Here is a 19,974-nt window from a genome sequence, read left to right as displayed (position 1 = left end):
ATGGAAAGTAGAGAAGCTGGAGTGGAACGTCTGTATCCCAAAATTTGGGGAAGGATGTCGGCCCGTTATTATTACCTCATCCAATTAAGAAAGCAATTGGAACGAGTGATTGAACTATTTGTTAAAAACTCTCCGCATCAATTGCTAGCAGATTATGGCTGTGGTAATAAGCCATATGAACCACTGTTTGGCCCATTTGTAGAACAATACATTGGTTTAGACTTAGCCATCAACAGCAAAGCAGATGTGGTGGTAGATCCTAAAGGCATCATCGACATGCCCGATGAAAGTGTAGGCTTTGTATTATCTACGCAGGTATTAGAACATGTGGAAGATCCAAGCTCCTATTTAAAGGAGGCTTGTCGGATTTTACAAAAAGATGGCAAATTGATTCTTTCTACTCATGGCTATTGGATGTTTCATCCTGACCCGACCGACTTCTGGCGATGGACTTCTACGGGTTTGCAAAAGATTGTGAAAGAAGCTGGCTTTGAGATAGTTTATTTTGAAGGAATTCTTGCTCGCTCTTCCATGGGACTCCAATTATTTCAAGATGGACTTTTATTCAAATTCCCGAAAGTCCTTCGTCCTCTTTGGTCCATGCTCTTACAACCTTTCATCATTTTCTTCGATAAAATCGCTGGTAATAAATCCAGACGAGAGGATGCTTGTACGTTTATTTTAGTAGCGAAGAAATGTAGCATGTAGAATGGAGTATTTTGCATATTTAATCCCGTCGTTCTGCTAGCGAAAGGGAATGAACGAAGCGGTAGACGAGATTTTGACCTCAGCATAGGCGATGTGCGTTGGCGTCAAAAATATAGGCGATAGCGAAGTGAATCACGGTTCCGCAAAGCGGAATTCGCCTTAGCGGAACGACAAAAAAAGAAGTTTTTTGTTTCTTTTTTTTCGAAAAAAGAAAATCCATGTGAATTAATGAAACGAAATGTATTTTAAGCTCTTTGAATTCATCAATTTTCAGAAGCTTAACTTTCTTTGGCATTTCTTTTTTTTCATAAAAAAAGAAACAAAAAAAACAGAAGAAATACGGTTAATCCTAAGACGAATTCCGCTGCGCGGAACCGATTGTCACTCCGCATAGGACTGTTTAGAATGTAGAATGAAAAATGTAGAATGTAGAATTAGCCACCACCATTTATACTTTATAATTCATCATTTATAATTTCCTTTTGCTTCGCTCATGCTACGTTCCAATCTTTCGTTGGGATTAACCGTTCAATGTAGAATTCAAAAATTGATAAAACGGTCAACGTCATTCAGACATTTACATTCAGGTATTCTGTCCCGTCGTTCTGCTAGCGAAAGGGAATGAACGACGCGGTAGACGAGGTTTTGACCTCAGCATAGGCGATGTGCGTCGGCGTCAAAAATATAGGCGATAGCGGAGTGAATCACGGTTCTGCGAAGCAGAATTCGCCTGAGCGGAACGACAAAAAAAGAAGTTTTTTTGTTTCTTTTTTTTCAAAAAAAGAAAATCCATGTGAATTAATGAAACGAAAAGTATTTTAAGCTCTTTGAATTCATCAATTTTCTGGAGCTTAACTTTCTTTGGCATTTCTTTTTTTTTCATAAAAAAAGAAACAAAAAAACAGAAGAAATACGGTCAATCCTAAGACGAATTCCGCTGCGCGGAACCGATTGTCACTCCGCATAGGACTGTTTAGAATGTAGAATGAAAAATGTAGAATGTAGAATTAGCCACCACCATTTATACTTTATAATTCATCATTTATAATTTCCTTTTGCTTCGCTCATGCTACGTTCCAATCTTTCGTTGGGATTAACCGTTCAATGTAGAATTCAAAAATTGATAAAACGGTCAACGTCATTCAGGCATTCACAAATTATAATTTATAAATTATAACTTATAATTATAAATTTCCTTCCTCCCACTTCCAAGTTCTCTCCAAGGCCTCATCAAATGGTGTTTTTTCAAATGGAATGAGTGATTCTAATTTGGAAATATCCAAGCAAACATGCGGAACGTCAGTAGGTTTCGCTTCTTTGTAAACTACCTGAAAACTAGGTATTAGGCCTTTGATCTTTTCTAAAATAGTCGACAATGAGATGGCTGAACCGTATCCAATATTGATGGTATCGTTTTTATGGCCCGACTGCCAGAGTTGAAATATGGCCTTAGCAATATCTTCGGCAAAAATATAATCCTTGGTTTGGCTGCCATCTCCCCAGACAGTAAAAGTCTCTCCACGCAATGCCTTTCGCAAAGCAATGTTGATCACACCTTGTTGATCTGAATGATGGAAATACCCAAAAGGATTCGACAAGCGCAAAATCAAATAATCAATCTGATGGATGTTAGAATACAACTGAATGTAATGCTCCACGGCTAACTTGATGATGCCATAAGATGAAATAGGCTTACAAGCTTGGTTTTCATTCAATGCCTCAAATCCAGCATGCCCATACACGGCACCACCGGAAGAAAAATAAACTAAAAAGCGACAATCATGCTGCTTCATTACTTCCAACAATTGAATGGTAGGAGTTAAATTAGCTTCCAGATCTTCAGAAACATTTTGGGTAGAAGTGGCAGGAACAATGGTACTCGCAAAGTGAAAAACTTGAGTAAAATGCTCTTCCAGAAATAAACGATTCAATACATCAAGATCCCCGTAATCACCTTGTACAAATTTCACCTGAGGAAATAGTGCTAAATCGGCATGATGATGTCGCGATAAAACGGTCACTGCTACTTCTCGGCTAGCCAATTGATTTTCTAGAAATTGAATCCAATTCAATCCTAAAAAGCCTGCTCCACCAATGAGTAATATTTTTTCCATACCTGTAAATGCCTTGCAAAAATAGAGCTAAGATTTGATTAACCTAGTCGGGAAGGCTTTAAAATAATTTCGTATTTTCGTTAATTCATTCACCTCGAACCCCATTCGATGAAGCTACTCATTGCTCGATCCAATTACTTTTCTTATTCTGAAACTTTCATCGATGAGCAAATCAAACAGCTTCAACCGCATGCTGTACTGTACGAAGGATGGCAGCCGAGTCGATTGTACGAAGGAGGCTCCATTTACCCCTTCCCCTTGAATCAACTGGTGGTTCGAGGTAGCCTTCGTCGGCTTTTCCCTGATTTATACCAAAAGATTTACACGTATTTCTTAAGAAAATACCTTCGAAAAAATCAAATAGATGCCTTTTTAGCCAATTATGGCCCACTAGGAACGCATATTTTTGAAGCTTGTCAAGCCGAGAATGTCTCATTTGCAATCGTTTTTTTAGGTTTTGATGCCAATGAAACCAAAACTTTGGAAGATTATGGCGCAAAATATGCCCAAGTCTTGCCCAAAGCCAAGGCAGTCATTGTGGTAGCCTCCGCCATGAAACCTACCTTAGAAAAGATCTGCGGACCTTTGCCCAATCTACATGTCATTCCCTGCGGTGTGGATCTAAATCAGTTTTATCCGCTTAAACAAAAGCAAAAATCGACCACTTTTCAGCTTATTTCAGTTGCCCGTTTTGCTGCCAAAAAAGGATCTTTATTAAGCATCAAATCCTTTGAAATCCTGTTGAAACAATTTCCGGACGCTCAATTCAATATGGTTGGCGATGGTCCACTTTGGCAAGAAGCCAAAGACTATGTCGCATCCCAGCATTTAGAAAAAAACATTCATTTTTTAGGAGCTAAATCGCCCGCAGAATATTTGCCTTTATTACAAGCAGCAGACGCCTTTATCCAACATTCCATAGTTACTCCATCAGGAGATTCTGAGGGCACACCCGTTGCAATTTTAGAAGCATCAGCCACAGGTTTGGCCATTGTATCTACTCGTCATGCCGGAATACCCGAGGCCGTGATAGAAGACGTTACGGGTATATTAGTGGATGAACATGATGTAGAAGTCATGGGAAATGCTTTGATTCGCTTGGCTTCGGATGCTGAATTATGTCAGCAAATGGGAATAGCTGCAAGAAAACATATGCAAGAACATTATGAGGTGGGAAAATTGAGTCAAAGCATTAAACAATTATTGTCCTAAAAATTGAATTCGTTCAATGAAGGCAATTGTGTAAATTTGTTGATTATTCTAAAAAATTCGCATGGGGATCGTCATCCGACAAAGTTTAAAAGGCTCAATAGTTACCTATTTAGGTACGGCCATCGGGACGTTCAATGTCATTTTTCTTTACAATAAATTTCTTAGCCAAGCCGAGGTTGGTTTGATAGCCGGTGCTTTGGTCAGTATTCCCTTGATTTTTTCTTCCTTTACACATTTTGGTATACCCCATATTGCCGTTCGCTTTTTCCCTCATTTCGATAATCCGGAAAATCATCATGGCGGTTTTTTTACTTTTTTGCTGCTTTCTCCTTTGGTAGGATTGGGCTTATTTAGTTTGGGCTATATCGCACTTAGAGGAGTTTTCAATCAATTTTATGCTGAAAACTCACCCTTACTCCCGACTTATTTTTATTACATCATCCCCCTAACGGCCAGTTTTCTATACATGAGTGTGTTGGAATCCTACGCAAGAGTACATTTACGCATTGTGGTTCCTGCGATCATTCGGGAACTATATTTACGAATTGCCAATGCTTTATTAATTGTGGCTTATGGATGGGGTTTTTTGAATTTTCATCAATTGGTTCAAGGAATCACAGTATCATATATCCTTGCCGTTGTGGCACTTTTACTCTACATTAAACAGTTAAAACGCTTTTATACCAAAATGGATTTCTCCTTTTTGAGAAAGCCTATTTTCAAAGAAATGATGGGCTATGGAGCTTGGGTGATACTGGCAGGAGCCAGTTTTACGCTGATTCAACATGTGGAAAAAATTATGTTACCCGCTTATGCTGGAGGTTTAGGAACAACAGCCATTTTTGACATCAACTCCCGCATGGCTTTGATGATTGCCATACCCAGAAACGTGATTGCGGCAATTTCTACACCCCTATTAGCCCAAGCTTGGAAAAGAAATGATACCAGCCAAATAGAAGAGATTTACAAGAAATCGTCTTTAAACTTACTCTTGGTGGGCTGCTTTTTGTTTCTTTTGGTCTGGGTCAATCTAGATCAAATTTACCAAATCATCCCTAGGAGCGAGGTCTATGAAACTGGCCGCTGGGTAGTCTTGATGGTGGGCATCAGTAAAATCATTGATATGGGTACAGGTTTAAATTCTGAAATTTTAATTAACTCAAAATTTTACCGCTATGACCTACTTTTTTATATCGTATTGGCCAGTATAGTAGTAGTGGGAAACCTCATATTTATTCCGCTTTACTCGTTTAATGGTGCAGCATTTGCTAGCCTTTTAGCATTATTCATTTATAATGCCATCAAATACGTATTTATTTGGATCAAAATGGGTCTCCAACCTTTTGAAATTCGCAGCTTGGGCATCTTGGTTGTAAGTGGAATTATTTACTTATTAGTTAATCAACTCCCTGAAATTGAGGGAGAAAAATGGATTAGCTGGTTTTTAAATCTTAGTGTAAAGACCATAAGCGTCAGCACCTTGTTTTTATTGGCCGCCTGGAAATTTAATTTATCTCCAGACATGAACCAATTGATTAAAAATTATTTGAACAAATGAAATTAATGTCACTGGCCGGCGGCCTTCCTCACTATTACAATTTGGTGCTGAATAAATTACAGCATGAATTTGGTGTGGAGGTAGTCGTCGTAGTACCATCAGGCAATGGAGCAACCTTAGGTGCTGGCGTTTTTGAGAGCAAAAGCGGCATTGAATTCAACGTTATTTATGCCGAAGAGTACACAACCTACTATGGTAAAAAGTTTTTTAAGGGCTTAAAAGATTTGATACTTCAAGAAAAACCAGATGTTTTGATGGTCAATTGGCCCTACCAATTGGCTTATGTTTTTTATCCCTCATGGTATCGCTTTTTGCGCCAACAAAACGTAGCGCTAATTTCCAAAGAGATTCCATTTCAAGTACCAAGCTATCCTGATGCCATTAATTACTATTTACGAGGAGGGGGAATTACGGAAAATAACCAACAACATCAGAAAAACACATCGCTACTTGCCTACCTGAAATATTGGATGGTCAGGGAAAGCAGGAAACGTTTTGTTAACTTAGTGGATGCACACATCAACTATTTAGATGAAGCCAAACAAATCCACGCTAGCTATGGGGTATCTGAGGAAAAAGTCTTTGTAACGGCTAACTCCCCGGATACTGATTTCATCGCTCAACAATATGCAGCAATTGAAAAAGAAGGATTACCCGAAATGCACACTTATCGATTGCTGCATGTGGGAAGATTGGTCAAATGGAAACAGGTCGACTTACTCATTCAAGCAACGGTACAGCTTAAAGCTCAATTTCCACAAACAGAATTGCACATAGTCGGCGATGGCCCAGAAATGGCTGCGCTCAAACAACAAGCTGAAAGCCTTGGGGCAAATGAGTACATTCATTTTTGGGGCGGAATCTACGACATGCAAGAGTTAGGAAAAATCACCCTAGCATCGGGTATTTATGTATTAGCTGGCATGGGAGGTTTATCCATCAATGAAGCCATGTGTTTTGGCAAGCCCGTGGTTTGTTCGGTAGCTGATGGCACAGAAAAAAGATTGGTCAAGGAAGGCATCAATGGTCGATATTTTGAATCCGGTTCATTGAAAAGCCTAGTGGAAGTGATCGCTGACTTATTCCAACATCCCGAAAAAATCACCGGCATGGGTTTAGCTTCCAAAAAGATTATTGAACAAGAAATCAATATCCATACGGTTTTAACTAATTACATGGAGGCATTTAAATTTGCCATTAATCATCAAAAAAAACGGTAAAAAATGATTTTTCATCACACAATAGCATTAAAATGAAAGTATTACAAATAGTAGGTGCCCGACCTAATTTCATGAAAGTAGCACCTCTACACCGAGCCATCCAACAAATGGAAGGTTGGGAATCCAAAATTGTACATACTGGTCAGCATTTTGATGCCAAAATGAGTGATGTATTTTTCACTCAATTAGAACTTCCAAAACCCGACTTTTTCCTAGGTATTGGGGGTGGTACACAATCTGAAGTTACTGCCAAAATCATGTTGGCTTTTGAACCTATCGTTCAAGCCGAAAAACCGGATTTGATTATTGTAGTGGGTGACGTAACCTCTACACTCGCATGCACTTTGGTGGCCATCAAAATGGATATCCCTGTAGCCCATGTCGAAGCTGGTTTACGCAGTGGCGATCGCAAAATGCCTGAAGAGATTAATCGAATTTTAACGGACTCTGTAGCTAATTACCTTTTTGTCACAGAGGAAAGCGGCATGCAACACCTTAAACATGAAGGTGTGTCTCCCGAAAAAGTATTCTTTGTGGGAAATGTCATGATAGATTCCCTTGAACGCTACCGTGAAAAGGCCAAAATGAGCACCATCATGGCGGATTTGCAGGTTCAAGCCAAGCAATTTATCGTGGTGACCATGCACCGTCCAGCCAATGTAGATACCGAACAAGGGCTTCATTCCATCTTGGAATTATTGGAATTAAGTACTTCTCAAACCAAGGTAGTATTTCCTATCCACCCAAGAACGAGGGCCCATATCGATAAATTTCAGTTAACGAATCGACTGAATCAAATTCCGAATTTAATATTAACGGAGCCTTTGGGTTATTTGGAATTCATTCAATTGATGTCCAATGCCTCCGCTATCTTAACGGATTCGGGGGGAATCCAAGAAGAAACTACTTACCTAGGTATTCCTTGCTTAACATTCCGAGATAGTACAGAAAGGCCGATCACTGTTACTTTGGGAACCAACCAATTATTGGCAGATTTAGATCCTAAGAAAACCTATGCCGCCTTGCTAGCCATTTTGAATGGTGAAGTCAAAAAAGGGGAAGTCCCTCCGCTTTGGGATGGACATACAGCCGACAGAATTGCCGCCATTATTCACGAATTGTTCCCTCATTCATGAGCCCAAACAGACCCTTGAAAATCGTTTTACTCTCCTACCATAATCACAATGGTGGAGCGGCAATTGCATGCGGTCGACTACATGATGCTTTGGAGAAAGCTGGGCACCACGTTAAACTATTAGTTCAAGAGAAGACGGGTGAAGATCCTAGTATTTCTCTCGCTTCCTCTCCTTGGAAAAAATGGATGGCTTTCCTTAGGTTCGTGGCTGAAAGACTTTATTTTGCTCGATTTGAACGAGATAAATCCATCCGCTTCCTATTTAATCCTGGTATTTTCGGCCAAGATATCTCCCAACATCCTGCTGTCCAAGAAGCTGATATCATTCATTTACATTGGGTCAACTTTGGCTTTCTCTCCATTGATTCGATAGAAAAACTCTTGCAATTAAATAAACCCATTTTCTGGACCCTACATGATATGTGGGCTTTCACGGGGGGATGCCACCATAGTGGCTCATGCCAAAGTTTTGAGCAGGTATGTGGTCACTGTAAGTTTTTAGCTAAACCGAAGTCACAGGATTTGTCACAACAGTTGTGGACTAAAAAAAATAAGCAGTTTCATTATCCTAATTTGCACATTATCACCTGTTCCGACTGGCTTGGAAATCGAGCCAAATCAAGTAGTATTTTACAAAGAGCCCCAATAAAAACCATCGCGAACCCCATAGATGTCAACATCTTCCAACCAGGGGATGCAACTCAAGCCAAGATCTCTTTGGGACTTAATCCAAATAAACAGTATTTATTGTTTGTTGCCATGCGTGTCTCTGCCCCAGAAAAAGGCTTTAGTTATTTAAAAACCGCCATACAACAGTGGTCCGAACAACATCCAGACATGGCTAAACAAACGGAACTATTGGTTGTGGGAGAAATTTCAGATCCAGATATTATGCAATCATTGGCATTGAACATACATACATTGGGAAAAGTACAGGATGTCTCAAAGATGATATTAGCCTACCAATCTGCAGCCATGTTTATTACCCCTTCTTTAGAAGAAAACCTACCCAATACCATCATGGAAGCTATGGCTTGCGGAACACCCTGCTTAGGTTTCCAAGTCGGTGGAATCCCCGAAATGATTGACCATCAGACAAATGGATACGTGGCTCAGAAACTTGATGCAGCAGACCTTTGCCAAGGAATTACTTACATACTTCCTCATTCCTTTGATCTAGGTTTAGAGGCAAGAAAAAAAGTGATCTCTCAATATGAGGCCTCCATCATTGCCCAAAAACACCTTCATTTCTATCAAACCAGCCTTTAAGTATGTCGAAACTTCTAAGTATCATCACCGTCACTTATCAAGCTGAAGATTACATTGAAAATACCTTACGCAGTATTTTTTCTCAAGGGGAATTGGACTTTGAAGTTATCATCTTGGATGGTGGCTCGCGTGACCGCACGTTGGAGTTGGTCCATCATTACGCCTCGCAGATAGCACATGTTGTATCTGAACCAGATAAAGGTATTTACGATGCCATGAACAAGGGAATGCAACTGGCTAGTGGTAAGTACCTCTATTTTTTAAATGCTGGTGATACTTTTGCGGATCCAGATACACTCCGACAAATCTTGATCGACTTACAAAAAGACCCTGATGTATTGTACGGAGATGCCATATTTATCAATCCCGCTGGAAAGGCCATTGGTTTACGTTCAGAAGTTAGCCCCCATCCACTTCCTCAGCATTTGACTTGGAAAGACTTTGACAAAGGCATGTTGGTTTGCCATCAATCTTTCATTGCCAAAAGGGAAATAGCTCCACCATTTTCTTTAGATTATCGGATGAGTTCCGATATTGATTGGGAGATTAATTGTTTGAAATTGGCTCAAAGCATCCAAAAGACACAATATCCCATTTGTCGGTATTTAATGGGTGGCGCCTCCGTAAAAAATCTGAAAACAACCTGGAAAGAACGTTTTCAAATATTAAGCAAGCACTTTGGATTTTTCACCACTTGTATCAACCATCTGATTATCATCATACGAGGCCTACTTTTTACTTGGCAAAAAAAAGGTAAATACTGGTAATCTTTTATAATTTTATAAGAATATGAAAAAACTAAACTACTTACTTATACTATGTTTGCTTTTATCTGGGCCCATCAGCTGGGGACAAAAGTTCAAATTAGAAACCAGTGTAGGTAGTAGCCACGTTATGTGGTATGAAAATCAACAAACCATCGATTTCTCCACACAGATTACGTTTCAAAAGCCCAATTCCAAAAAACTGTTTTTTGTGAGGCTAAAAACTTATGGCAATATCCATCATTCTCCTGTTAACTTAGCCAATTACATTTTCATTGAACCTCAAAATGCGCCTACCAATTTAAATAATTTGGAATCGGCTTACCGTGGTGGAGAGGCTGAATTGGGTATTAAATGGCAACATAAGGCCAAAAAATCAGAACCATTTCTTTTTCCTTTGCTCAGCATTTACAGTAAATCTTTAGCTAGAAGAATTTCAACGCCCACTTATAAATACATAGAAGAAGAAAAATACAGCTTGCATGGTATCACAGCAGGTTTCGGATTAAAAATTCCCGGAAAAAACGATTTTACTGTTTCTACTCAGGTTTTTGAACCCATCATTCGGGAAGTAACTCTATTTGGACGCTATGTGGGTGTTCCTTTTCAAACACTAAGTACAGCCAATGATTTATCTTTTAAAGGGAAAATTGAATATAAACGCCAACAAATCGGGGCAACATTCATGTATGAATTACTTAATTTAGGCTCATCCTCGAATCCAAATTCTAAATCGATTCCTGCTTCGAGTGTACATTTTCTATCTGCCTACCTTACCTACTATTTTTAATGAAAATACGCTTTACTTCTATCATCAGGATTTGTATTTTTCTACTTATCCCTACTTTAGCTTGGGCACAAACTAAGGACGAATTTTCGAATAAAACATTAGCGAATGTAGAAGTACAAGCATTTGAAAAGAAACGTAATCCTCTACGTTCTCCAGATGCCATAGTTTTACTAGATTCTAGTAAACTACAGGTAGGAAATGCCCTAAGCTTCTTGCCTGCATTAAATTCGCAGGCAGGTATTCGGATGGAAGAACGCTCCCCGGGTAGTTATCGTTTAGCCATCCGCGGTAGCTCACTTCGTGCTCCATTTGGTGTAAGAAACGTGAAAATATATTGGAACCAAATGTCATTTACCGATGCGGGAAACAATTCCTATTTTTCCTTATTGGATCCTGAGCAATTTCAACAATTAGTGGTCTCCAAAGGTCCAAGTGGTGGCCTGTATGGAGCTGGAACAGGTGGTGTGTTGCTACTTTCAAGCCAGGCATACCGTGCCCCATCTGTTCAGCATCAAGAACTTTTCCATTCCTTAGGTGGATACAAGCAATCGTGGGACATCCGACTGGGAAAACCTAGCAGCTCTCACCGTTTTTATACCTCATTTTGGCAACAACAAGGATACCGTGATCAGTCGGCCATGAAAAAGCAATGGTTCTCCTATGAATGGAACAAAAGTTTTGGGACAACCGGAGCCATTAATTTAATCGCCTATTATGGGGATTTGGCCTATCAAACTCCTGGTGGTTTGACCTTAAAACAATACCAAGAAAATCCCATTCAGGCCAGACCTGCCGCAGGAATCAACCGAGGGGCTATCGAACAAATGGCCACATTTAAGTTGAAAAGTTATTTTGTTGGAGCACATGTTTCCAATGCTTGGAATGCCAACTGGGCCTGGGATGCCATACATGCGGTACAAGTGAACAGCATAGAAAATCCGACCATTCGAAACTATGAATTCCGTGAAGAACCTAACCTAAATAACCGAGGTGTTATCCATTACAAACAAGCTGCAGGAAAAGGGCAGTTTACCTGGGATTTAGGATATGAATTTCAAGTGGGACAATTTGATAGCCGCACGTATGGCAACCGAAAAGGGGTAAAAGACACCTTACAATTTGAACAAAATACGCGTGTGCAACAAGGTGGTATTTTTACTCAATTGGAATATGACGGCCTGAAAAATTGGGCCTTTACTTTGGCAGGCAGTTACAATAAACTGTGGACCGAGTTTCAATCCAGTGAAGGTATTTTTTCTCCCAGACTGGCTATCGTAAGAAGAATAGGAGCAAATCAAAATCTAGTAGCCAAAGTGGCCCATGGATTTTCACCTCCAAGCATCGCTGAAATTAGACCATCAACCAATGTCATCAATCGTTCATTGAGAGCAGAAAAAGGTTGGAATTATGAACTTAGTTATCGAGGATGGAGTCCTGCCGCAAATTTGACTTGGGATCTTAGCCTATACCAATTCAATTTAGATGAAACTATCGTCTTGAGAAGAGCAGCTGATGGGGCAGATTTTTATGACAATGTAGGAAAAACGACCCAACAAGGAATGGAATTAAGCCTACAATGGACAGCTACTCCTTTCCTTCAAGTACTATCCGCAACTACCTGGCAAAATTTTAGATTTACGGATTATAGCAATGCAGGAAGGAGCTTTAATGGTAATTTCTTGACTGGCACCAGCCCTTTCCAGCAATCCTTGCTCTTAGTTTGGAAAATATTACCCGGTTTAAACTGGAACCAACAGTTCCTAATGACCGATTACTTGTACCTGAACGATGCCAATACGGACATCCTTCCTTCGAGTCGGGTTTGGAATAGCAAGATCTCCTACCGCAAAAATAAGACTAAATACTCCTGGGAATTATGGCTTGCCGCGGATAATATCGGAAACGAAAAATACAGTGCGGGTCCCGACCTCAATGCGGTGGGTGCCCGATATTATAATGCTTCACCAGGAAGAAATTTTTCAGGTGGGCTTACTTTGAACTTCTTTTAATTAAGACGGGCGAGTAAAATTCAATTTTTCCATTAAATCACTCGCATGTGAATCACTGACAGGTATTTCAAATGTACCAATTTTGATTCTTTGTTGCTTGATGGATTCAATTTTCCGCATGTTCACAATAAAAGACTTATGAACGCGCATGAAAGAATGATTCATTACTTTGGCTTCCATGGATTTCATGGTCAGTTTCGTCAAGATTGGTCTTCTCTCTCCTTCCAAATAAATTTTGACATAATCCTTTAAACCCTCGATATGAGTGATTTGGGGAATGGATATTCGAACCAAAGCATACTCCACATTCACAAAAAAGAAATCTTCCTGAGGTAGTTCAGAATTAGCCGCTTTTGGGCTAGCCTCCAATTTATTTTTCTTGTTTTGAAATAAGTCCAAAGCTTTATGTGCCGCTAAGCTAAATCGCTCAATACTAACCGGTTTCATCAAATAATCCACCACATCCAATTCATAGCTTTCCACAGCATAATGATCATAGGCCGTAACCAATATGGTCAATGGTTTTTCTTTCAAGGTCTGCAAAAATTGGGTACCCAACATACCCGGCATTTGAATATCCAGAAAGATTAAATCAACCGTTTGTGTTTGTAACACTTCCATGGCTTCAAAAGCATTCTTGCAAGATGCCACCAATTCCAAAAAAGGCAATTGTCTAACATTCTCTTCCAATAACTTTCTTCCCATGTTTTCATCATCAACAACAATACACTGTAGCTTTTCCATATGCCTAAAATTTATGCAGTTTCATGCGTAATCCTACTTTAAAATCTTTTTCTACATCTTCGATAACCAATACGTGTCTACCTTTATAGAGTAGCTCCAATCGTCGACGAACATTTTTTAATCCAATACCTGAGCTTTCATCTTTTACCCTGGGATCATGGTCACCTTTCTTATTTTCGACTTTAAATTCCAATATACCATCTTCAATCCCAAAGCTTATTTTTATAACAGGGTTAATGACAAATCCAACGCCATGTTTAAAAGCATTTTCCACAAAAGGAATCAATAACATGGGTTCAATGATGCAATTATTCACTTTACCCTTGACTTCAAATTCTATTTTCACATCGTCATCAAAACGCATTTTTTGTAAGTCAATGTAATTCTTTAAGTATTCCAATTCCTTGTTTAATGGAATCATGGATTGATCTGAATCATACAACATATAGCGCATTAAATTCGATAAGCGAATGGTTACATCCTCTGCTTGTTTATCGGCTTTGGTACGTATTAAATACACGATACTATTTAAGACATTGAAGATAAAATGGGGAGAAATCTGAGAACGAAGGAAGGATAATTCCGACTTCATTTGCTCGTTTTTCGATTCCTCATTGCGCGCTTCAATGGTAATAAACTCCAACAATAATCCATAAGTAGAGGCTATTCCCGTAATCATGATCAAGGGAAAAAAGCCTTTGATGGTAGGCCATTCCAAGGCACTGTCATCAAAAGGCAATACATAGGCCATCACGAAATACTGGATAAACCAAAAGGAAATCACCAATAAAATGACAGAAACAATGTAGGAGATCACGCCCCCTTGTCTAAAGACAATGGGTATCAAAACTAAGGTGATGGTATAAAATAAAGGAACTACGGTGCAAATTTCCACCCATATATGCTCAGTAAACTCAGGGTTTTGATGTGGATGAGGATGCTCGTTGGAGTGCGACTGATGCACAGGACTTAATAAGGGTAAACCTATCCACAATCCCCATAAAATAAGGTTGAAGAGTATTTTAAAAGTTCGTTGAGATTTAGGTTGTAATAAAGCCTTCCACATATATGTAATATATTGTACACAAAGCTAGCCAATCTGCACCAAATTAGAAATCCACTCTTCTAGTTAGCAAAATGCATCGACGAATAGCCAAAATTCGACTTCAAGAGAAATTACGAAGGCTTATCGACAAAATAAGGGTATACATCCTCCTTTCAACTAGGCTAATCGAATAAACAAATTAACTTAAGAAAAGCTGTTTACCTTCGAAACATCAAGTCAAACCACCATTATATGAAACTTTATTCAATCCGCCTCATCATCTTCTGTTTATCCGTGTTCCTATCAAATGCTGCTTTAGCTCAAACAACGCTATCTTCCCAAGATAGAAAAGAGAGCAAAGATGCTTCCGAAACCAAAACTTTACTTAAAGGAGGAGTCTCTCCCAAAATCAAAAGTTTTGGTTTATCCTTTTCACCCCTAGTTCAATTTGGACAATTGGGCCCTCAGCAAGGAGGTATTTTAGCCTTGCATCTCAATAATAAATGGGAAATTGGCGCAGGTTTTTTAGGAAGTATGCGACACAGAAATGAAATTTATTCCAATGATTTAAGACAACAATTCTCTGCTTTATCTTTGGCATACACCCCTAATGCCAACAAATTAGTCCACCTAAGTTTTCCTTTGATGATTGGAGTTATTCGTTATCAAGATGAAATGATGTTGGCCAGTATGCCAGGCCCAGGTGGAAGATATGACAATTTTTATTGGAGAAATGGACGTAATGCTTTTGGCTTACAACCGGGTATCAATGCTGAGCTAAATGTGCATAAATACATTCGCTTGTTTGCTGGCGCCAATTATCGATTAGCCATTGGAAAAGATGAGTTACCTGAACTATCAGGACTTTCAGGCCAAGTAGGTTTAAAAGTAGGATTCTTTAATCATAAGATTAACCATAAAAAATAATATCTGCTCTCTATTTACTAAAAAAGGCGAACCTTGCAGTTCGCCTTTTTCTTTGTGATCTAGTGACCTTAGAAATTCCTTTCTCCTGCTTCTCTTTTTCCTAATAGCACTGCACCTACCATCGCAACAAAGAACAAGATCGAAACCAATTCAAAGGGAAGTAAAAACTCTCCATAAAGAACTTGGCCTAGGTTTTCAACCATACCTGTTTGTGAGTTAAACTTCTCCAAAGCAGGTCCAGGAATTGTATTTTTACGAATAATCGCAATTAGAATCACCAATAAAGTACCTGCCACAACAGAACCTGCCAATTTGGTCAATGAACTCTTGGATTCAGGAATGTTTTTCTTTAAATCAAACATCATGATCACAAACAAGAACAATACCATGATGGCTCCCGCATAAACGATGATGTTAACTGCCATCAAAAATTGAGCGTTCAGCAAAACATAATGTGCTGAAATACAGAAAAACGTAAATACTAAATACAAGACACTGTGAATGGGATTTTTAGAAATAATCACCATCAGCGCACTTAATAAAGTCAAGGCCGATAAAAAGTACCAAATATTAGAAATCTCCATACATCAATTTATTTCCAACCATCGCGCAAATAGCGATGATCCATTTTTTCAACTAATTTATCTTTACCCCAAATCACTTCATCACGTTGGTGGAATACAGGTACCATGGTGTCATGACGCAAGAAAATAGCCTCTTTAGGGCAAGCCTCTTCGCATAATCCACAAAAAATACAACGCAGCATATTGATCTCATATACCTTAGCGTATTTCTCTTCACGGTATAACGTCTCCTCTCCTGCTTTTCTTTCTTCAGCAACCATTGAAATAGCTTCGGCTGGACAAGCCACGGCACAAAGACCGCAAGCAGTACAACGCTCCGCTCCTGCTTCATCACGCTTTAAGATATGCTGACCACGATACACTGGACCTAAATAGCGTTTTTGTTCCGGATAGCGAATGGTTACAGGCTTCGAAAAGAAGTGTTTTAAGGTAGTGGCCATACCACCTACAATGGCAGGTAAGTACATGCGCTCTGCTAGGGTCATTTCCCCTTGCTCCAACACCTTGGTTTTATTGCTTAATTTCATATACCTAAGCTATTTTTTTCTTAACTAATAATTGATCATACACGAACAATGCTGCGATTAATAGTACTAATCCAGCTATGGACACCATGAAGGGTTTACCTACCAAAATTCCAAAACCTGTGACAACCACATTGTACATGGCCAATGGTATTAAGCCTGTCCAACCTAAATTCATCAATTGATCATAACGGAATCTTGGAATGGTCCAACGAACCCACATAAAGACAAATACAAAGCCTAAAGACTTTCCTATCAAGGCTCCTACACCTACAAAGCTAGCTACATTACTTCCAAACTGCTGAGTAACAAAATCCACCCCAGGATAATCATATCCTCCGAAGTACAAAGTTGCCATCACTGCTCCTGAAATAAACATATTGATGTATTCCGCAAACAGGTAAAAACCTAATTTCATAGATGAATACTCCGTATGATAGCCCCCAATTAATTCTGTCTCACATTCTGGTAAATCAAATGGCGTACGATTACACTCGGCAAAGGCACAAATAATAAATATTAGGAATCCTAAAGGCTGATAGAATATATTCCAATGACCATTTTGTTGAACTTCTACAATCTCTTTGGTAGATAAAGATCCTGTAATCATCAAAATGGTGATGATGGCCATACCCATCGCCAATTCATAAGAGATGTTTTGGGAAGCTGCACGAATTGCTCCTAAGAGCGCAAATTTATTGTTAGAAGCCCAGCCTCCAATCATGATACCATAAACACCTAAAGAAACAATTCCGAATACCCACAAAATACCGATGTTCACATCAATTCCTTGTAGATCAAATGTTGCACCTCCTATGGTGACCGTATCACCAAAAGGCACAACTGCAGAGGTCATCAAAGCCGTTAACATAGACAAACAAGGTCCAGCAATGAACAACCATTTGTTGGAATTTGCCGGAATAAAATCCTCTTTCATGAACATCTTTACGGCATCTGCCAAAGGCTGTAAAATACCAAAAGGACCTGCACGGTCTGGACCAATACGATCCTGCATGAACGCGGCAATCTTTCGTTCAAAATAGGTTGAATAAGCAGCCACGCCCAAGGTAATCGCAAATACGACTCCAACGATGATGGCTTTTGCTATAAAAACGGTATTAATTAATTCCATAATTATTATTTCTTTTCTGAACTGGGAAGACTCTTTCTAGCAGGTAAAAAACTACGATCACGATCATCATCAATGGGCTTGTACGCCAAAGCCGCTTGCTTGATCGGGAAGGATGGATTAATCAAATTAGCTCCATATTTATTGGCAGAAATAACCGAATGACGGGCTATTTTAGTAGGACCTTCAATCACCCAATCCGAGGTTTTTTTACGCTCAAAACGACAAGTATTGCAAATGAATTCCTTCACTTCACCCCACTCATTTTTACGTCCTGTAACTCGGATTACTTCATCTCCACGATACCACAAAGTCACATTTCCAGAACATTTATCGCAATCGCAATGCGCATCTTCCGGTTTAGAAAACCATACACGACTCTTAAAACGGTAGGTTCTATCCGTTAAAGCTCCAACTGGACAAACATCAATCACATTACCTGAGAAATCATTATCAATGGCCTTTTCAATGTAAGTACTAATCTCTGCATGGTCTCCACGATTCATCACACCATGAACACGGCCTTCGGTTAATTGGTCTGCAGCATACACACAACGGTAACATAGAATGCAACGATTCATGTTTAGTTTGATGTAAGGACCTAAATCAACGGGTTCAAAGGTATTTCTATCTTCGACAGTTCGGGTAGAAGAAACGCCATGTTCAAAAGAGAAATCTTGTAAATGGCATTCTCCTGCTTGATCACAAACAGGACAATCCAATGGGTGATTTAACAATAAAAACTCCACAATCCCCTTTCTAGTCTCCAATACCTGCTCATTGATGGTATTCTCCACAATCATGCCCTCTTGAACCGTAGTAATGCATGAAGGAACTAATTTAGGCATAGGACGAGGGTCTTTTTCAGAACCAGCCGTCACTTTAACCAAGCAACCGCGGCATTTACCACCAGTTCCTTTCAATGGCTCATAGTAACACATAGCAGGCGGAGCAATTTCCGGACCAATCATCCTTGCTGCCTGCATGATGGTAGTACCTGGTTCTACCTCTAAAGTGATGTTATCAATTGTTACTTTCATTTTCTATTTTTAAGGGTTTAGGCCCTTGATCCATGTTCAATTAAAGATCTTTTTCTAGTTCAGCCCAACGTTCCATAAACGCCTTTACAGTATATTGAGTCGATCTAATTTTCAATTTTTCACCAGTCGCTAAGCGATCGGTTTCAGAAGCATTCAGCCAATGTATGATTAAATCCGCCATTTGGCCTTCATCCATATAATCCACTAACAAGCCTTCTAAACCCTGTGTGAAATCGGCTATGCCCCCACTCTCTTGAAAACCTAGCACAGGTTTCGCTTGGTGGCCAGCTTCTAACATCACCAATGGAAAAGGATCTTCGCGAGAAGATAGAAAAAACAAATCCATGGCTTCAAAATAAGCTCTAGTATCTGCTTTAGCTGGAATCAAATGCACTTGTGCACCCACATCCCATTTTTCTTTTTCTTCTATCAGCTCTGCTGAATACAGGTTATCTCCCATCCCTAACCAGACGAAATGAACTTCAGGCTTCAATCGAATTACTTGCCTGGCAACTCGAATAAACACATCGGTTCCTTTTCTCCATTCGGCCAATCCACAACCTAAAACCATAGGGCTCGAGGCTGGAATATTCAATTGTTCCCGAACTTGCTCGGAAGTGCTCGATTTAGCTTTGGCCAATTCAGCAACCGGTGGCAAGAGGGCCAATTTTTCGTTAGAAATTTCGTATTTCTCCTTCAATAATAGCCTCACTTGCTCTGAAACAGCATATACATGCTTCACTTTCTGAGCCAAAAATTGCATATCTTTTTCCGAGGCATAGGTCTCACAAGAAAATTTCAATTCATGCACATAAGCGCCAAAAGCTATTTTTAGGGAAGTCAGCTGTTGCATCAAGGATAAAGATGCCACCGTATTTCCTAAAATTAAATCAAACTTTTGCTGGCGAAACTCGCTCAGCATTTTTTTAACTTCGGCTTTATTGGGTTCTCGATCTGGTGAACTTTCCTCTCTTTTGAGAAAAGGTATTTTCTTCAATATATTTCTAGCCTTGCTATATTCTCTTCTCCAAATCCAAACTTCCGCATATTTACGGTAGCTAGCGAGTAAATCCCCTCCTTTTTCTAATAACAAATAGCCTTTATTCCCGTTCGCCGCGTTTTCCTTAAGCCAATGCAATAAAACCAATTGTGCTCCAGCACGGTTGGCATCATGCCCAACAAAAAGAATTTTGGCTCCCATC

At 39.5% G+C, this 19,974-nt stretch carries 18 protein-coding genes; 10 read left to right on the top strand and 8 right to left on the bottom strand.

The window, feature by feature from the left end:
• Positions 1–708 (top strand): class I SAM-dependent methyltransferase, encoded by a 708-nt coding sequence (locus G9H65_RS07300; protein ID WP_166374686.1) that lies wholly within the window; start codon positions 1–3, stop codon positions 706–708.
• A 1,184-nt stretch (positions 709–1,892) separates the two neighbouring features.
• On the opposite strand, the gene G9H65_RS07295 is transcribed toward G9H65_RS07300, so the two are convergent.
• Positions 1,893–2,822, bottom strand: a complete 930-nt coding sequence (locus tag G9H65_RS07295) for an NAD-dependent epimerase/dehydratase family protein (RefSeq protein ID WP_166374685.1) — start codon at positions 2,820–2,822, stop codon at positions 1,893–1,895.
• A gap of 108 nt (positions 2,823–2,930) precedes the next feature.
• Between G9H65_RS07295 and G9H65_RS07290 the strand changes: the two genes are divergently transcribed.
• From G9H65_RS07290 to G9H65_RS07255, 8 genes are all read left to right on the top strand, one after another.
• Positions 2,931–4,034: a glycosyltransferase gene (locus tag G9H65_RS07290; RefSeq protein WP_166374684.1), complete on the top strand. Its 1,104-nt coding sequence runs from the start codon at positions 2,931–2,933 to the stop codon at positions 4,032–4,034.
• A 61-nt stretch (positions 4,035–4,095) separates the two neighbouring features.
• Entirely contained in the window at positions 4,096–5,592 is a 1,497-nt protein-coding gene (locus G9H65_RS07285) for a polysaccharide biosynthesis C-terminal domain-containing protein (RefSeq protein WP_166374683.1), read from the top strand.
• Positions 5,589–6,812 carry a glycosyltransferase family 4 protein gene (locus tag G9H65_RS07280; RefSeq protein ID WP_166374682.1) on the top strand — a complete coding sequence of 408 codons (1,224 nt, stop codon included), beginning with the start codon at positions 5,589–5,591 and terminating at the stop codon, positions 6,810–6,812. Before G9H65_RS07285 ends, G9H65_RS07280 begins: the two co-directional genes overlap by 4 nt.
• Positions 6,813–6,844: 32 nt before the next feature.
• Positions 6,845–7,948: a non-hydrolyzing UDP-N-acetylglucosamine 2-epimerase gene (wecB, locus tag G9H65_RS07275; protein WP_166374681.1), complete on the top strand. Its 1,104-nt coding sequence runs from the start codon at positions 6,845–6,847 to the stop codon at positions 7,946–7,948.
• Positions 7,945–9,216 carry a glycosyltransferase gene (locus tag G9H65_RS07270; RefSeq protein ID WP_166374680.1) on the top strand — a complete coding sequence of 424 codons (1,272 nt, stop codon included), beginning with the start codon at positions 7,945–7,947 and terminating at the stop codon, positions 9,214–9,216. The genes wecB and G9H65_RS07270 overlap by 4 nt, the downstream gene beginning before the upstream one ends.
• A 2-nt stretch (positions 9,217–9,218) precedes the next feature.
• Positions 9,219–9,983 (top strand): glycosyltransferase family 2 protein, encoded by a 765-nt coding sequence (locus G9H65_RS07265; protein ID WP_166374679.1) that lies wholly within the window; start codon positions 9,219–9,221, stop codon positions 9,981–9,983.
• Between the two features lie 22 nt (positions 9,984–10,005).
• Positions 10,006–10,770, top strand: coding sequence for a hypothetical protein (locus tag G9H65_RS07260; RefSeq protein WP_166374678.1), 765 nt, complete (start codon positions 10,006–10,008; stop codon positions 10,768–10,770).
• A complete protein-coding gene (locus tag G9H65_RS07255; RefSeq protein ID WP_166374677.1) occupies positions 10,770–12,779 on the top strand; it encodes a TonB-dependent receptor in 2,010 nt (669 codons plus the stop codon). The genes G9H65_RS07260 and G9H65_RS07255 overlap by 1 nt, the downstream gene beginning before the upstream one ends.
• Here G9H65_RS07255 and G9H65_RS07250 read toward each other — a convergent pair whose 3' ends face one another.
• Together G9H65_RS07250 and G9H65_RS07245 are read right to left on the bottom strand one after the other, a co-directional pair.
• Positions 12,780–13,523 carry a LytR/AlgR family response regulator transcription factor gene (locus G9H65_RS07250; protein WP_166374676.1) on the bottom strand — a complete coding sequence of 248 codons (744 nt, stop codon included), beginning with the start codon at positions 13,521–13,523 and terminating at the stop codon, positions 12,780–12,782. It abuts the gene before it with no gap.
• A gap of 4 nt (positions 13,524–13,527) precedes the next feature.
• Positions 13,528–14,589, bottom strand: coding sequence for a sensor histidine kinase (locus G9H65_RS07245; protein ID WP_166374675.1), 1,062 nt, complete (start codon positions 14,587–14,589; stop codon positions 13,528–13,530).
• Between the two features lie 231 nt (positions 14,590–14,820).
• Between G9H65_RS07245 and G9H65_RS07240 the strand changes: the two genes are divergently transcribed.
• On the top strand, positions 14,821–15,495 hold the full coding sequence (locus tag G9H65_RS07240; protein WP_166374674.1) for a hypothetical protein: 675 nt from the start codon (positions 14,821–14,823) through the stop codon (positions 15,493–15,495).
• Positions 15,496–15,563: 68 nt separating this feature from the next.
• On the opposite strand, the gene G9H65_RS07235 is transcribed toward G9H65_RS07240, so the two are convergent.
• From G9H65_RS07235 to G9H65_RS07215, 5 genes are read right to left on the bottom strand one after another with little or no spacing between them, the layout of a single operon-like run.
• On the bottom strand, positions 15,564–16,079 hold the full coding sequence (locus G9H65_RS07235; protein ID WP_166232608.1) for an NADH-quinone oxidoreductase subunit J family protein: 516 nt from the start codon (positions 16,077–16,079) through the stop codon (positions 15,564–15,566).
• A gap of 8 nt (positions 16,080–16,087) precedes the next feature.
• Positions 16,088–16,606, bottom strand: a complete 519-nt coding sequence (locus G9H65_RS07230; protein ID WP_166374673.1) for a NuoI/complex I 23 kDa subunit family protein — start codon at positions 16,604–16,606, stop codon at positions 16,088–16,090.
• Between the two features lie 4 nt (positions 16,607–16,610).
• Positions 16,611–17,735 carry an NADH-quinone oxidoreductase subunit NuoH gene (gene nuoH / locus G9H65_RS07225; RefSeq protein ID WP_205753270.1) on the bottom strand — a complete coding sequence of 375 codons (1,125 nt, stop codon included), beginning with the start codon at positions 17,733–17,735 and terminating at the stop codon, positions 16,611–16,613.
• Positions 17,736–17,740: 5 nt separating this feature from the next.
• A complete protein-coding gene (locus G9H65_RS07220; protein WP_166374672.1) occupies positions 17,741–18,772 on the bottom strand; it encodes a 2Fe-2S iron-sulfur cluster-binding protein in 1,032 nt (343 codons plus the stop codon).
• A gap of 40 nt (positions 18,773–18,812) precedes the next feature.
• A complete protein-coding gene (locus G9H65_RS07215) occupies positions 18,813–19,973 on the bottom strand; it encodes a glycosyltransferase (RefSeq protein ID WP_166374671.1) in 1,161 nt (386 codons plus the stop codon).
• Between the last annotated feature and the right edge of the window lies 1 nt (position 19,974).

The sequence above is a fragment of the Aquirufa ecclesiirivi genome, from assembly GCF_011250515.1.
In the GTDB taxonomy this organism is placed as follows: Bacteria; Bacteroidota; Bacteroidia; order Cytophagales; family Spirosomataceae; genus Aquirufa; species Aquirufa ecclesiirivi.
The sequence above is the reverse complement of the archived record's forward strand: the minus strand, read 5'-3'. Positions and strand labels throughout refer to the sequence as shown.